Origin of the sequence: Streptomyces sp. NPDC101227 (genome assembly GCF_044767545.1) — a bacterium.
In the GTDB taxonomy this organism is placed as follows: domain Bacteria; phylum Actinomycetota; class Actinomycetes; order Streptomycetales; family Streptomycetaceae; genus Streptomyces.
Genome location: NZ_JBIWOD010000012.1, coordinates 180254 through 194012, shown reverse-complemented (window position 1 = coordinate 194012; position 13759 = coordinate 180254). Strand labels below are relative to the sequence as shown.

The 13759-nt window shown below is 69.8% G+C and carries 14 protein-coding genes and 1 pseudogene; 4 read left to right on the top strand and 11 right to left on the bottom strand.

Annotated features, from left to right (window positions below):
- Positions 1 to 89: 89 nt before the first annotated feature.
- Both ACIRPT_RS26940 and ACIRPT_RS26935 read right to left on the bottom strand, forming a co-directional pair.
- Positions 90 to 374, bottom strand: a complete 285-nt coding sequence (locus tag ACIRPT_RS26940; RefSeq protein WP_403831457.1) for a hypothetical protein — start codon at positions 372 to 374, stop codon at positions 90 to 92.
- Between the two features lie 95 nt (positions 375 to 469).
- Positions 470 to 1216 carry a phosphotransferase family protein gene (locus ACIRPT_RS26935; RefSeq protein WP_403831455.1) on the bottom strand — a complete coding sequence of 249 codons (747 nt, stop codon included), beginning with the start codon at positions 1214 to 1216 and terminating at the stop codon, positions 470 to 472.
- A 710-nt stretch (positions 1217 to 1926) separates the two neighbouring features.
- Here ACIRPT_RS26935 and ACIRPT_RS26930 point away from each other — a divergent pair.
- The 3 genes and pseudogenes from ACIRPT_RS26930 to ACIRPT_RS26920 all read left to right on the top strand — a co-directional run bounded on the left by ACIRPT_RS26930 (position 1927) and on the right by ACIRPT_RS26920 (position 3169).
- A complete protein-coding gene (locus ACIRPT_RS26930; protein ID WP_403831452.1) occupies positions 1927 to 2253 on the top strand; it encodes a nuclear transport factor 2 family protein in 327 nt (108 codons plus the stop codon).
- Positions 2254 to 2312: 59 nt separating this feature from the next.
- A pseudogene (locus ACIRPT_RS26925) lies at positions 2313 to 2486 on the top strand (transposase); the annotation flags it as partial.
- A 269-nt stretch (positions 2487 to 2755) separates the two neighbouring features.
- Positions 2756 to 3169, top strand: a complete 414-nt coding sequence (locus ACIRPT_RS26920) for a hypothetical protein (RefSeq protein WP_403831450.1) — start codon at positions 2756 to 2758, stop codon at positions 3167 to 3169.
- A 127-nt stretch (positions 3170 to 3296) separates the two neighbouring features.
- On the opposite strand, the gene ACIRPT_RS26915 is transcribed toward ACIRPT_RS26920, so the two are convergent.
- The 3 genes from ACIRPT_RS26915 to ACIRPT_RS26905 all read right to left on the bottom strand — a co-directional run bounded on the left by ACIRPT_RS26915 (position 3297) and on the right by ACIRPT_RS26905 (position 5322).
- Positions 3297 to 3578: a hypothetical protein gene (locus ACIRPT_RS26915; protein ID WP_403831448.1), complete on the bottom strand. Its 282-nt coding sequence runs from the start codon at positions 3576 to 3578 to the stop codon at positions 3297 to 3299.
- Between the two features lie 238 nt (positions 3579 to 3816).
- Positions 3817 to 4857 carry a hypothetical protein gene (locus ACIRPT_RS26910; protein ID WP_403831445.1) on the bottom strand — a complete coding sequence of 347 codons (1041 nt, stop codon included), beginning with the start codon at positions 4855 to 4857 and terminating at the stop codon, positions 3817 to 3819.
- Between the two features lie 237 nt (positions 4858 to 5094).
- Positions 5095 to 5322 carry a hypothetical protein gene (locus ACIRPT_RS26905; RefSeq protein ID WP_403831443.1) on the bottom strand — a complete coding sequence of 76 codons (228 nt, stop codon included), beginning with the start codon at positions 5320 to 5322 and terminating at the stop codon, positions 5095 to 5097.
- Between the two features lie 204 nt (positions 5323 to 5526).
- On the opposite strand from ACIRPT_RS26905, the gene ACIRPT_RS26900 reads away from it, so the two are divergent.
- Positions 5527 to 6000: a hypothetical protein gene (locus ACIRPT_RS26900; RefSeq protein WP_403831441.1), complete on the top strand. Its 474-nt coding sequence runs from the start codon at positions 5527 to 5529 to the stop codon at positions 5998 to 6000.
- A 395-nt stretch (positions 6001 to 6395) separates the two neighbouring features.
- Here the strand turns inward: ACIRPT_RS26900 and rocD are convergent, their stop codons facing one another.
- The 6 genes from rocD to ACIRPT_RS26870 form a co-directional block, all read right to left on the bottom strand.
- Positions 6396 to 7643 carry an ornithine--oxo-acid transaminase gene (gene rocD, locus ACIRPT_RS26895; RefSeq protein ID WP_403831439.1) on the bottom strand — a complete coding sequence of 416 codons (1248 nt, stop codon included), beginning with the start codon at positions 7641 to 7643 and terminating at the stop codon, positions 6396 to 6398.
- A gap of 43 nt (positions 7644 to 7686) precedes the next feature.
- Entirely contained in the window at positions 7687 to 8847 is a 1161-nt protein-coding gene (locus ACIRPT_RS26890) for a M20 family metallopeptidase (protein ID WP_403831437.1), read from the bottom strand.
- Positions 8844 to 9992 carry an amidohydrolase family protein gene (locus ACIRPT_RS26885; protein WP_403831435.1) on the bottom strand — a complete coding sequence of 383 codons (1149 nt, stop codon included), beginning with the start codon at positions 9990 to 9992 and terminating at the stop codon, positions 8844 to 8846. Before ACIRPT_RS26885 ends, ACIRPT_RS26890 begins: the two co-directional genes overlap by 4 nt.
- Positions 9982 to 11289, bottom strand: a complete 1308-nt coding sequence (locus ACIRPT_RS26880) for a glutamine synthetase (RefSeq protein ID WP_403831432.1) — start codon at positions 11287 to 11289, stop codon at positions 9982 to 9984. Before ACIRPT_RS26880 ends, ACIRPT_RS26885 begins: the two co-directional genes overlap by 11 nt.
- Entirely contained in the window at positions 11286 to 12764 is a 1479-nt protein-coding gene (locus tag ACIRPT_RS26875; protein WP_403831430.1) for an APC family permease, read from the bottom strand. Before ACIRPT_RS26875 ends, ACIRPT_RS26880 begins: the two co-directional genes overlap by 4 nt.
- Positions 12765 to 12869: 105 nt before the next feature.
- Positions 12870 to 13724: a MurR/RpiR family transcriptional regulator gene (locus ACIRPT_RS26870; RefSeq protein ID WP_403831428.1), complete on the bottom strand. Its 855-nt coding sequence runs from the start codon at positions 13722 to 13724 to the stop codon at positions 12870 to 12872.
- Positions 13725 to 13759: the final 35 nt, after the last annotated feature.

The window sequence follows — 13759 nt, the reverse complement described above, 5'->3', positions numbered from 1 at the left end:
GATGAACTGCTGGCGACGGCTGCGGAGCTGGAACGAGGCCGGGGCCTGGCAAGCACCTGCACGAGCTGCTGCTCTCCGAGCTGCGGGCCTCAGACCTGCTGGACTTCCCCCGCGCAGCGGTCGACTCCGGCCACATCCGCGCGATGAAGGGTGGGCCGGCCACCGGTCCGTCCCTGTTGGACCGGGGCAGTGCCGGCAGCAAGCACCACCTGATCGTCGAGGCGCACGGCATCCCGCTCGCGGCAATCACCACTGGCGGCAACCGCAACGACGTCAGCCAACTGATCCCGCTGATCCTGGGCGATCCACGACGACATCCACCACGCGCTCGCCGCCATCGGCAGCGCCATCATCTGCTGGCGACGACTGCGCACCGCACTCTGTTGAGAGTACGGGCAGGTGAGGCGCCCCAGGGGATGGCCCACTCGATGCGTCAGAACGCAAACGTGGCAGTCAGGCCCGCGCAGCCTCACATCCGAGATCTCAGCACGTCGACCTCACAGCCCGGTGCGAACGGGTCGAAGCCGTGCTCGATCAGCCAGCGAACCGCCAGCAGGCTTCGCAACGACCACCACGCGTGGATCACGTCGAGGTCGATGTCGGTGCCATAGCCGGCGATGACGTCGTCGAGGTGCTCCTCGTGTCCGAGCGTGAAGGTGGCGAGGTCGTACAGGGCATCACCCTGGCCCGCCTCGGACCAGTCGATGATGCCCGTGACCTCGTCGCCGTCGACGAAGACGTGCGCGATCTGCAGGTCGCCGTGCGTGAACGCCGGAGTCCACGGCCGGAGTGCGGCCTCGGCGACCTGGCGGTTGCGGGTGACCAGGTCGGCGGGCAGGACGCCGTTCGTCACGAGCAACTCGCACTCGTCGTCGAGTTCCGCTGCCAGCGCGACGACGCTCCGGCCGGCCCGGCCCGGCCGGGACGGCAGCGGCGCGTCGTGCAGATTCCGGATGGCGGCGCCCGCCGCGGCCCACGCCGTCGGCGAGCCGGTCGACGGCCCACCGAGGCGCCCAAGCGTCGTCCCCGCAAGTGCGGCGATCGCGAGCACGGGTGGCTTGCGCCACAGGACCTCCGGCGTCGGGACCGGCGCCAGGGACATCGCCTCGACCTCGACGTCGATGCGCGCCTGATCGGCGTCCACCTTCAGGAACACGTCGCCGACGCGCAGAGTCGCACGCTCGGAATGGGCGACGACGACTTTGACCTCATCCATGGGCGACCAGTATCCCGGGGATGATCGCCGATGTCGCCGGGTTTTCGCCTGCGATTACGCGGCTAATCACGAGGAATTGAGCTGTCCTGCGAGCTTACGGGCCGTCTGCGGGCCGACGCCTGGACTGTCGCCGCTTCCCGATGACCGCGCCCCGCTCGCTCCCGGGGACGCCACCCGATTACGCACATGCTCACCCCACAGCGAACACCCGCAGCTGATGCGGTTAGCAGGCCATCCTGCGCCGTGGCCGATGGCCATCGGGCACATCGGCCACGCTACGGACGTCGCCGATGACCGACTCCAGGATTCCGGCCACCGGCCACGCGGTGGCCGGCCATGGCCGATCGGACACACACCCGGCGCGGTCGGGCCGGTGGCCGAGGGCCGATCGGGGCATCCAGGTCAGCCACCCCAGAAGAACGGATCGGCCATGGCCCACCGGCGCAACGTCATAACCGTTCAGCGGACACAGACGCTTCAACCAGCCCCACGCTCGGGCCCGCCGCGGCAAGGCTGCGAACTTAGGCTCGACAGGACGGACTACGTCACTGCTCGCCCCTCGCGGCCCGGTCAGCTGGTCTGAGCCGGTCTCGTTCGATGCGAATCTCAAGGCGTTTGACGGGTTTGCCCACGTCGTAGCGGGTGGCGGACCGCCGGTAGTTCAAGCCGAACGGCCGTCAGGACCTGGGGCGGGACCACATAATGTGCCCATGGATCATGTGACCGCGCGTACGTTCGTCGATTCCTGGTTGACCGCGTGGAACGCGCACGACTTGGACGCTCTGCTGACCCACTTCACCGACAATGTGACGTTCCGGTCGCCCGTGGCCGCGCAACTACTCGAGGGTGACGGAGTCATCCGCGGCAAGGACGCGCTGCGGGCCTACTGGGACGAGGGGCTACGGCGCATCCCCGACCTGCGGTTCGAGTTGGTTGGCAGCTACGTCGGTGTGAACTGCCTGGTGATCAACTACCGCAATCAGAAGGGCGGTCTGGTCAACGAGGTACTGATCTTTGACGGCCCGCTCGTCGCTTAGGGACACGGCACCTACCTCGGCGAGGACGCCAACCCTGCCGGAGCCCGCTGAGCTTGTTCGGGCTTCGAAACCTCCGCGCGCACTTGCCTGCCCGGCCCGTGCGCCGAAGCCCAACCGCCTGCCCCAGGACGGCCACTCGGCTCGAAGAATCGGCGGCCCGCCAACTGCCACGACGTGGGCCAAACCGTCATAGTCCTGAGACTCTCATTGAACGAGACCGGCTCAGACCATAGAGAACAAGGTGAGCAACGGCGCCCCTTGGCCCGCGAGGAAGGCCACAGCGACTCCCGAACTCATCGACATTGATCACTCAGGCACCTCGCACCTCCTGAAACCGTCGACAAACGATGTCCTGTCTCGCTCAATCGCGTCGTGCTCTCGCCAAACCGATTCGTTCGGCCGTCTGTCTCAGGGAACCTAGGCACGCGGGGAGTGCGCTGGGAGGTCCCGGCCTGCCTACCCGCCGTGTTCTCGCCTGCCGACGTGGGGCAGGGTGGCTGTCATGCTTGCGGATCATCAGGAGTACGACGTGGTCGTCACGGCCGTAGCTCCAGTGGGGACCGCCGTCCACGCGGCCGGGCACGACGGTTTCATCGTCCAGGCCAAACACCCTTCATGGTGGTCGGACACACCCCGCGCCGCGGTCGGCGACCGGATGCGCGCGGTGGTACTGGACGCCACCAGGACCCCGCCACGGTTCAGCGCGCTGCCGAGCGATATGCAGACGGCCCGAAGCCTGCGCCATACCGAACCGCTGGTGCGCCTCTGCCCGCCGCCCGGCGGCGGCCGAACCCTGAAGTGGGCCGCCGTGGAGGAGGCGTTGGGCATCGCCCTGCCCAACGACTACAAACGGCTCGTTCCGACGTACGGCGGCGGGCTCTTCGCGGGGGTGCTGTGGCTACGGCCCGGATCGTAGCCCGTAATCCGCAAGCCGACTGTCAGTGCCCTGCGCGACCATGGCGACCATGACGACGGACTCCGCTCCGCTCAACGAACGGCAGATCCCCGTCTGGGCCTCCACCGTCGGGCCCGGCTGTGCCGACCTACGCGACCATGTGCGGCATCCGCAAGGTGGAACCCGCCTGTAGCGCCATGGGGAACTGGACGTTGCCGCTCGCGTCGCGCAACCATGCCTCACCGCCGGAGCTCACCGACGGGGGCGGCGTCACCAGCGTCTGGCGTGCATGCGTGAAGCCGAACCGGCGCAGCATCCGGATCTTCCACTTGAGGCGCTTCCATGGCATCCCGTCGCGGTCGAGCCAGAGGGGGTAGCCGACCACGGTCACGTCCTGGCGCCCCACGTGGATGGCCGAAGTCGATATCACCCAGCACTCGTCGGCCTGGCGCGGCGTTTCCGACGTGTGCGGTGGGCGCGGCGAGGTCGTCGTCCGTGCGGTCGCGGTCCCCCACCCGATCCCCGGGCGGCGTGGAGTCCGGGGCCGGGCTGTGGCGGCCGGCGGCTGAGGGCGGTCCACGGTGGGCCCGGTGCCGGTCGGCCGGTGGGATGCGGCGCGCGGCAACTGCAGAGCCGGCGGCCACCTCGGCGCCGAGCAGTGTACGGACTCAGAACGACACGGTGAGGGAGATGGCGACGATGTTGGCGATGACGTACAAGCCCGTCGCGATGGCGAAAATGCGGCTGTTGAAGCGCCGCGCCGACGGTCGGAGCATGGGATCGGTCAACAGCCTCAGGACGTAGGTGGTGTTGGCGACACCGATCAGGACGTAGAGCAGGCTCATGAAGTGGATCTCTTCGACCAGCGTCACGTTCAGGAAGGTGCCCAGCTCCTCGTCGACCGCCCGCAAGTTGAGCATGATCGCGAAGAGCGCGGTACCGAGAATCCCGAGCCGTGCGACCATGGCGACCTCGTTGTCCGTCGACCAGATCAGAAACGAGATCAGGGCGACCAGGAAAGCCACATATACCGGCAGGATCTGCTTGCCGAAGCTCGTCATGTCCTCCCGGGTGAGCTGGAACTCGATCACCAGCTGGGAATAGCGGCTGCGGCCTCCTTGCCCGAGCCGGGGATCGCCGAAGTTCGTCCTGTAGGGCTCGTCCACGACACCGATCCGGAATTGCGTGATCTTGAAGTCGTCGACATGGATCCTGGGGTTGTACGTGGAGTTCTTCACATCCGCCCGGTAAGCGAACCGCGACTCGTCCAGCTCGTTTTCCTCAACCCGGATCCGGACGACCTGTTTGTCGAACGGAAAGTCCGTCAGGTCGAAGTCCTGCCGGAAGGTCCCGGACACCTTGACCTGCGTCCAGTACTCGTTGCCCACCTTCTCGCTGGAAGGATCGGTCAGCATCGTCCTCGTCGCGTTGGTGAACTCGAGCCGCTGGACGGCGGCCAGATCCTTGCGTGGGCACAGGCTCCACAGCCACAGGTCCGCGTCCACGGTACGCCTGACCGGATCCACCGCGTAGAGGTCGGTGACGTAAGCCCCGACGCGGCAACTGGGCACGGCCGCAGCGGCGGGCGTGGCGAGGATCAGCGTGCTCAGCGCCGCAGCGGCGGCTGCGAGCAGGGCGCCCGCTCCCGACCGGAGCCCGACCGGGAAGCCACGTCGACCGTCCGCCGGCCCGCCATACGAACGGGGCATACCCGCGAGCCTCCAAGAACAGCAGCGGGAGCAGCAGGAACTGCCCCAGGGGAGCGTTTCCACGCGGACCATAACCCGGCGGCCGAGGCAAGATCGCGATCACAGGGGCCCGCCCCCGCAGACCGGCTCAGGATGCACCCGTTCGGCCCATGCCCAGGGCCGCGGTGCAATGCGGCTGCCGACCACGCAGGCGGCATGCTCGTGAAATCCGGGCCACCGATCCGATACCTCAACGGTCTACCGCGCGGGTACGTACGTCACGGTCGTTCGTGGGCAGCCGGCCGCTGTCTGCTTCAGTTTGGTCTTCTCGTCGCGGTCCGCGGTGAGCTTCCAGCGACGTTGGGATGCGACCCAGCCGGCGGCGTAAGTGCAGGGGCCGTTCTTGGCCGGCGGCATCCACTCAGTCGGGTCCTTGTCGCCCTTGGAACGGTTGGAGCCGAGGCTGACCGCGATCAGGCTGTGCACGGCGTCGAGGCCTGGCGTAGGCCTCGCCTCCGGGCTGACCCACATTGCGGGGAGCAGTTGTTTTCCGTCGCAGTATCCGGCGCGGTATTGCCTCGGAAAGGCGCTCAGTCGGTGAGATCACCGCTCTCGCGCCGTGATCGACGAGGCGCAGGAGCAGGAGCTGCGAGCCTGGCGTGTCAGAGGCGGCCAGTAGCCTCAGGCACTATGGGAATTCAGATAGATGTAGTGGCGAGTTACCCGATCAACGATGAGATGGAGAGGGTGCTCGGGCTGGCCGAGGCGGTCGGCGAGCCGGTCACTGTCACGTTCATGTGGGAGGGGGGCGCAAGGGCGGAGCGCGCCGTGCTGGTGCCCGCGGCCACGCTGGCCCTCTGGGAGCACTGGGCCCCCACCGCCTGCCCGACGAGTGACGCTCACGACGCGAACCAGGCTGAAACGGAAGAGCAGGAACTGGCCCACCCAGCGGAATTCGGCGCGTTCACGCTCTTTCGTCGTCGCGTGGGAGGGCGCACGGCGGTCGCTCGCGGAGGGGTGGTGGTCGCCGAGCTCCTGGACCCGGACGAGGCGCACTGGCTCCAAGAGCAGGCCCGTAATGTCCGCCAAGGCTTCATGGATCCGAAGCAGAAGGCGGCTTTCGAGGAGTTCCTCGCCCGACAGCCACCCCTCGATGAGCAGTGACGCACCGACTCACGTTTCGGCGACGATTCCGAGCCGTCCCGTGTCGATAGCCATGTCGAGAAGAAGGGCGGCCATCGGCGCATTGCCGCCGTGGTGGGGGGCGACCGCCGCCCTCCGCTCCAGGCATTCGCGCGATCGCTCGCCCAATCGTGGGTATGCCGTACGGACTCCAAGACCATGTCCGCCGGCACACATACCCACTCGGCGTACAACTCCCCCGGCGGCTGCGGCTGCTTCAGCGTGTACAACGGGTTCCCGTGGGTCGGCGCTGCTTGCCTGGCTTTCGTCTGCGCAACGTATGAAGTTGCACCAGACCAGCTTCGTCGGGATCGACTCGCTCATCGTGCTCAGCTTGCGGATGGCCCTCGGCCTCCGGTTCCCGGCGACCGCGGGTCTCAGGCGCCGGGCCGGGTCAGAACTTCGCTCAACTGGTCGCACAGCCAGTCCAGTTGATCGGCTTCGATGACCAGTGGAGGGGCGAGCCGGATGGTGGAGCCGTGGGTGTCCTTGGCGAGTACACGGCGGTCCAGGAGGCGCATACAGGCGTGGCGGGCCGTCATCAGTTCGGGGTCGAGGTCGATGCCGGCCCACAGGCCGCGGGACCGGACGGCGACCGCGCCACGCCCGACCAGCTCTTCGAGCCGGCCGCGCAGCCGCTCCCCCAGTTCGGCGGCGCGTTCCTGGTACTCGCCGCTGCGCAGCAGCTCGACCACGGCATGGCCGACGGCGGCGGCCAGCGGGTTGCCGCCGAAGGTGGAACCGTGGCTGCCTGGGCGGATGACGTCGAGGACGTCGTGGCGGGAGACCACGGCGGAGACGGGCACGATGCCGCCGCCGAGCGCCTTGCCGAGGACGTAGATGTCCGGGGTGACTTCCTCGGCCTCGCAGGCGAAGGTGGTACCGGTACGGCCGAGTCCGGATTGGATCTCGTCCGCGATGAACAGCACGTTCTCGCGGGTGCACGTGTCCCGCACGGCCTGGAGGTAGCCCGGCGGGGGGATGAGTACGCCGGCTTCGCCCTGGATGGGTTCGAGGAGCACGGCCACGGTGTTCTCGTCGATCGCGGCTGCCAGCGCTGCGCTGTCGCCGTAGGGGACGGTGCGGAAGCCAGGGGTGAAGGGGCCGAAGCCGTCGCGGGCGACAGGGTCGGTGGAGAAGCTGACGATCGTGGTGGTGCGCCCGTGGAAGTTGCCGTCGGCGACGATGACGGTGGCGCGGTCCGGGACGACCCCCTTGCGCTCATAACCCCATTTGCGGGCAACCTTGATCGCGGTCTCGACGGCCTCGGCACCGGTGTTCATCGGCAGCACGAGGTCCATGCCGGCGAGTTCGGCGAGGTCTCGGCAGAAGGGACCGAGGCGGTCGTTGTGGAACGCCCGGCTGGTCAGGGTGAGGCGCGCCAGCTGCTCCTGGGCCGCGGCGGTCAGCCGGGGGTGTCTGTGGCCGAAGTTGAGGGCCGAGTATCCGGCCAGGCAGTCCAGGTAGCGACGGCCGTCGACGTCGGTGACCCAGGACCCCTGGCCGGAGGCCAGCACCACGGGCAGGGGCTGGTAGTTGTGGGCGGTGGCCGCCTCGGCCAGGGACACATGGTGTGGGGTCGCCGAGCCGGGGCGGGGCGTGTCGTGGGTGTCGGTGGTGGTCATGGTGGTGTCCTCGGGAAGCGAAGGGCGGGAGCGCCGGGGTGGTTCAGGTGTTCCGTTCGGCGGCGGCCAGATAGCCGGCGAGCATGGCGTGGGCGACGTCCCGGATCCGCTCGTCGGGTGGCAGGAACGTGGGTGAGTGCAGCTGCTCGGTGCCGCTGTGGGTGCCCACGAACAGCATCAGCGAGGGCAGGTGCGCGCAGAAGAAGGAGAAGTCGTCCGAGCCGGCGGACCGCAGGTCGTGGCCGGCACTCAGGCCGAGCGAGCCGAGCAGTGGTCTGGTGGCGGCCGTCAGCACCGCGTCGTTGTCGAGCACGGGCTCTCCGCGGGTGATGTCCACCTGCGCGGCGCAGCCGTGGGTCTGCGCCACCAGTCCGGCGACCTCGGCCAGCCGGGCGTGCAGGATCTCGCGGTCGTCGCTGCCCAGCGCGCGCAGTGTGCCGCGGGCCTCTGCGGTGCCGGGGATGACGTTGGCGGCGGTGCCGGCCGTGAGGGTGCTGACGCTGAGGACGACGTGGGACATGGGGTCGGTGCCACGGCTGACCAGGCTCTGCAGGGCGACGACGATATGGGCCAGGGTGACGACGGGGTCGCGGGTGAGGTGTGGATAGGCGGCGTGGCCGCCGCGGCCCTGCACCGTGACCGCGAACTCGTCGGCCGAGGCGTTGACGCCACCCGGGGTGCAGGCGGCGGTGCCGGCCGGCAGCAGTGGCTGCACATGCGCCCCGATCACCGCCCGGCACTGTTCCCGGTCGAGGATGCCGTCCTCCACGATGTCCTGGGCGCCGGAGGGGTAGGTCTCCTCCCTCGGCTGCAGGATGGCCAGCAGCGGTGCCGGGCCGCCGATCCGGCCGACGGCCCGGCCCAGAGCGGTGAGCGCGGCCAGGTGTACGTCGTGACCGCAGGCATGCATGAGGCCGGGGTGTTCGGACGTCCATGCCGCGCCGGTCTTCTCCTCCACCGCGAGGGCGTCGAGTTCGGCGCGGACGGCGACTGCGGGGCCCGGTCCGCCGATCCGGACGACGGCGCCGGTGTCGGCGACCTTGGTGGTGGAGCCGGCGGGCAGTGCGGCGAGCACGAGGTCGCGGGTGGGGGCCTCGGCGCCGGACCGGCAGGGGCGGGCGTGGATGCGGTGGCGGAGTGCGGCGGCGGCCGGCAGCTCCTCTTCGAGTGCGGCGGCCAGCGCGGTCAGGTGGCGGCCGGTCATGCCCGGTCCTCCAGCCGGTAGACGCGGCGGGCGTTGTCGTGGCCGATCATGCGCACCACCTTGAGGGCTTCACCGGCGTCCCACTCACCGCTGTCGGTCCATGCCCCGAGGGCCCGGGCCATGCCGCGGCGCCACAACAGGGCACCGAGATGGTGCAGTTCCGGCGGCCCCCAGGCGTCGGAAGAGAAGAGGATCTTGGCGAAGGGGGCGAGTTCCAGTGATTCGGCGATGACGGCGTCGGAGCGCATGCCGGTGTAGTTGATGCCGAGGCCGACATCGAAGTACACGTGCGGGAACACCTGGGCGAGGTAGCCCGCGTTGCGCTGGAAGGGGTAGCAGTGCAACAGCAGCAGATCGGTGCCGTAGGGTTCCACGTTCTTGATGAACCGCGTGAGCAACAGCGGGTCGCAGCGGTGGAGTTCAACGTCCGGATCGCCGTAGCCGGCGTGCAGCTGGATCGGCAGCCCCCGGTCGACACCGCACCACAGGGCGAAGCGCAGCAGCACCGGGTGGTGGACGCGGACGGTGCCGGTGGACGCGCACTCGGCGAGCCAGGCGTCTGCCGCGGCGGTCACCTCGTGGTCGCGGGGGCGTTCGGGCTCGAAGTCGAAGCCGTAGCGGTAGGCGACGATGCTCTTGAGGCCGACCGCGGTGGCCGTGCGGGCGGCCAGGGTTTCCCGGAACCGGTCGGGGAGTTCGGCGGCGGTGACCCCGGCGCGCACCACGTCCTCCAGCACGGTCTCCAGGCGCACCACCTCGTCGACGGGACGTCCGGAGGCGGCCGCCATGCCCTGGGGGTCGAGGATGTCTTCCCCCTTGTAGCCGGTCTCCAGCAGATAGTGGCCGATGCCGGAGGCGCCGAGCAGTCTGCGGTTGACCTCGTCGGTGCCGAGTTCGGTGCGTCGGGCCAGGTACGTCTCGGGGTCGGCGTGCGGTGCGAGGCCGAGGACCGGGGCGCACCAGCGGCGGACGGCGAAGCCGAGCTGCGAGTCGAACTGGGTCATCCACGGTGGGATCGGGCGGTCGGACTCGGTGAGCATCTGCTCCAGGGCAGGGCGGTCGGCGTCGTGGCGGAGGGCGCCGTGGACGTGGTGGTCCACCAGGGGGAGCCGGTCGATCTCCGCCAGGAGTCGCTCAGTAGACATCGCGGACCTTTCGAATGCGTGCGGCGTCGTCCAGGCCGTCGAGCTGGGCGAGTTCGGACCGCTTGACCGAGAGCTGGGTGGCGAGCAGCCGTGGGTCGAACCAGGATCGGACGACGTCGTCCTTCTCCAGGGCCTCCAGGGCCTCGTCGAGCGTGGTGGGCAGGGGCGGCGCCAGCGCGAGCTCGGAGCGGTCGGCGTCCTCGGGCCACACGGTGGGCTCGTCGTAGTCGCCGGTGAGGCCGGCCAGCCCGGCGCGGACCAGGACGGCCAGGGCGAGCCAGGGGTTGGCCGTGGCGTCGGCGGCGCGGTATTCGAGGTTGAACTGGGCGGCGGGGCCGGCGCCGCCGAGCTCGGTGGTGGGGCAGATGCGCAGCAGCGCCTCGCGGTTGCGCTCGGCCAGGAACGCCCCGCCCGCGCTCCACCGGTTCGGCGTCAGGCGCAGGAACGACACCGGGCTCGGTGCGGTCAGGGCGGTGAGGGCAGGGGCATGGGCCAGGACACCGGCACTGAAGCGGGCACCGAGGGCGGAGAGCCGGCCGGGGCGCTGCGGGTCGTAGAGCGCGGGGCGTCCGTCGGCGTCGCGCAGGCTCAGGTGGAGGTGGACGCCGTTGCCCACCCCGCCGGCGTCCAGAAGCGGGGCGAAGGTGACGGGCAGACCACGGCGGCGGGCCAGGTCGCGGACGAGTTCCTTGAGGAGGACGGCCCGGTCGGCCGCGACCGCGGCGGGCGCGGGGCGCAGGGTGACCTCGAACTGACCGTCGCCGTACTCGGGGATCCACGTCTCCGGTTCGAGCCCGGTGTGTTCCAGCAGCCTTACCAGATCGGTTCCGAAGGGTTCGGCGTCCCGGAAGCGCCGCAGGGAAAACGGAGCGCTCTGCGGCAGGTTGCCCAGCACGAACTCGTGCTCGAAGGCGGCGACGACCTCCAGTCCGGTGCGTTCGCGCAGCGCGGAGAGGGCGTCCCGCAGGAAGGTGCGCGGGCAGCAGGCCCAGGGCTGCCCGTCCGGCAGTCTCTGGTCGGCGAGGTAGAGCAGCATCCCCTCAGTGGTGCCGTCGGCCGGGATGCCGACGGCGGTGCCGGCGTCGGGGATGAGCCGCAGGTCGCCGCGGGACCCGAAGACGTTGTCGGGAGCGATCGGCCCGAACGAGGAGATCGCGAGGTTCGCGGGAACCCAGCCGGTGCCGCTGCGCAGAGTCGCGTCGTGTTCGGAGGGCGGCACGGCCCGCCCCCGTACCTGGCCGGCCAGGTCGCAGGTGGCGACGAAGACGGTCGCGTAGTCGTCGGTGCGGGGAGTCATGGAGTCACCTTCGTGCTGTCGGCGGCGGGCGGTTCGGGGCTCTGCTCCTGGCGGTCGCCCTGTCCCCCGTTCAGTTCACTGGTGAGGCGGGTGCCGATGCGCGCGGCAAGAGAGGGGGCGAGCAGGACGACGGCCAGGCCGGTCGCGCACCAGGCGGCGGCGATCCAGGGGAAGTAGGTGTAGGGCGCGCTCTGACCGGTGGACTGTCGGTAGAAGACGAAGCAGAGGTAGCCCAGACCGGCGAGCGGGATGACCAGTTCGCGGCGGGGGATGTTGCCCCGGCGCGAGAGGGTGAAGACGATCACGCCGGCACCGGCTACGGCATAGACGACCAGGACGCACAGCACGCCGATGGTCGCGTACCAGTAGTAGGTGTCGAAGGCGGTGGTGCCCAGGCCGTACATGACGGCCGTGATCGCGGCGGCGACGGCCCCGCACAGCCACAGGGCCCTGTTGGGGGAGCCGGTCGTCGGGTCCGTGCGGGCGAGTGCGGCCGGGCCGAAGCCGTCGCGGGCCAGAGCGGAGACCATGCGGGCAGCGGCGGCGGACGAGGACAGGGCGGCAGCGAAGGCGGAGGCGACCGCGGTGAAGGCGACGACGAGTGAGAACCACGTGCCGAGATAGCTGTCGGAGAGCGTCACCAGGGCCGATTCCGCCCCGGCGAACGCGCGCACGCCCTTGTCGTCGGTACCGAACCCGATGGTCTGGACGAACATCATCAGGACGTACAGGACACCGGTGAGCAGCACGCTGCCCGCCAGGGCGCGCGGGATGTTGCGCTTGGGGTCGTCGGTCTCCTCGCCCAGTGACGCGCATGCCTCGAATCCGGCCCAGGACAGGAAGGCGAAGACGGTCGCGGTCATGATCGCGCCGTAGGTGGCGGTGCCGGGGGCGAAGACCGAGGGGTCGAGGGTCTGGTGGCGAGGCGCCGTTCCGGTGCCGGTGCGCCCGATGACGACGAGGGCAAGGACCAGCATGGCCGCTATGCCGATGCCTTCGGCGATCAGCAGGGTGCGGGCGGTGAGCCGGGTGTCACGTGAGTTGAGGAGGGTGACGCCCACGGTGGCAACGACCGCGACGGCCACCCAGGGGCCGGTGGACGACACGCCCAGCGCGTGCAGAAACGCATGGGCGAAGACCCCGGTCGCGGCCAGGGTGCACACGAGGAAGGCGAGGTAGGTGCCGAGCAGCGCGAAGCCGCCGAAGAAGCCGGCGCGGGGACCGATGGTGGCGCCGGCCAAGGCGTAGACGGAGCCTGCGTGGTGGAAGTGCTGGGTCAGCCGCCAGAAGCCGTAGCCCACGAGGCCGACGCCGAGCAGGCCGAGCAGGAAGACCAGCGGTACGGCCTTGCCGACGGTGGCCGCGACACCGGCCCCGTTGAGCCCCATGGCCAGGGTGGGGCCCATGAGGCCGACGGAGAGTGCCAGCGCTTCCCACAGCCGCAGTTTGCGTGAGGTTTGAGGATGATCGGGCACAACGCACTCCCGAGCAGAAGGGGGGCCGCACGGTCGTGGCCCGAGACACCCTCATGAAACATTCGTTGCAAGAGACGCGTCAACAGGTGAGTTGAAATGAATTTTTCAGACCGGGTCGGCCTCCCCTCGCCACGCCTCCTCCGCGGCTCGCATCCGCTCGTCGGCCGCCGGGCCCAGGCGGGCATGCACGGCGGCGACCAGGGTCTCCACGAGCGCCACGGGCGCGACGATGCTGTCGAACGGGCTGGGTGCCTCCACCCGCGCGGGGAGCACCACGTCGGCGAACTCGGCCACGGGCGAGAGCCACGGGTCGGTGAAGAGCACGACCTTGGCCCCGCGTTCGTGCGCATACCGGGCGAGCTGCACGGTGTCGTTCTGGTAGCGGCGGAAGTCGAAGACCACACACACGTCCCGTCGGCTCAGGTCGACGCGGAATCCCGCATCGCGCCCCGGGGCCGCGGTGTGCACGAAGGTCCCCGGCCGCAGCAGCCGGAGGTGCAGGTCGAGGTACTCGGCCAGCAGCTGGGAGTACCGGCCGCCGAAGCATGCGATCCGTTTGGCCGGATCACAGATCAGTCCGACCGCCTGATCGAACTCCTGCTCCGGGAGCGCGGCGAACGTCTGGTCCAGCGTGGCACTGCTCACGTGCTGTGCCGCCTCGACCAGTTCGGAGGTGGGTGAATCCTTGCCGATCACCGGAGCCAAGGTCAGCGGCGAGGCATGACGCGCCTGCACCTCCTCGCGCAGTGACTGCTGGAAGTGCCGGTAGCCGTCGAACCCGAGCCGGGCGACGAAACGCACCACGGTGGGCGCACTGACCCCGGCCTGGGAAGCGAGCCCCGAAGCGGAGTCCAGCCCGGCCGCAGGGTAATTGGCCGTCAGTGCCCGAGCGATCTTCCGCTCGGCAGGAGACAGGCCTCCCTCGACGCGCCGCACCCGCTCGGCCACGGTGGTCCCCAACCCGGGCTCCCGGCCCGTCTGCTCCGGGTCCGGGT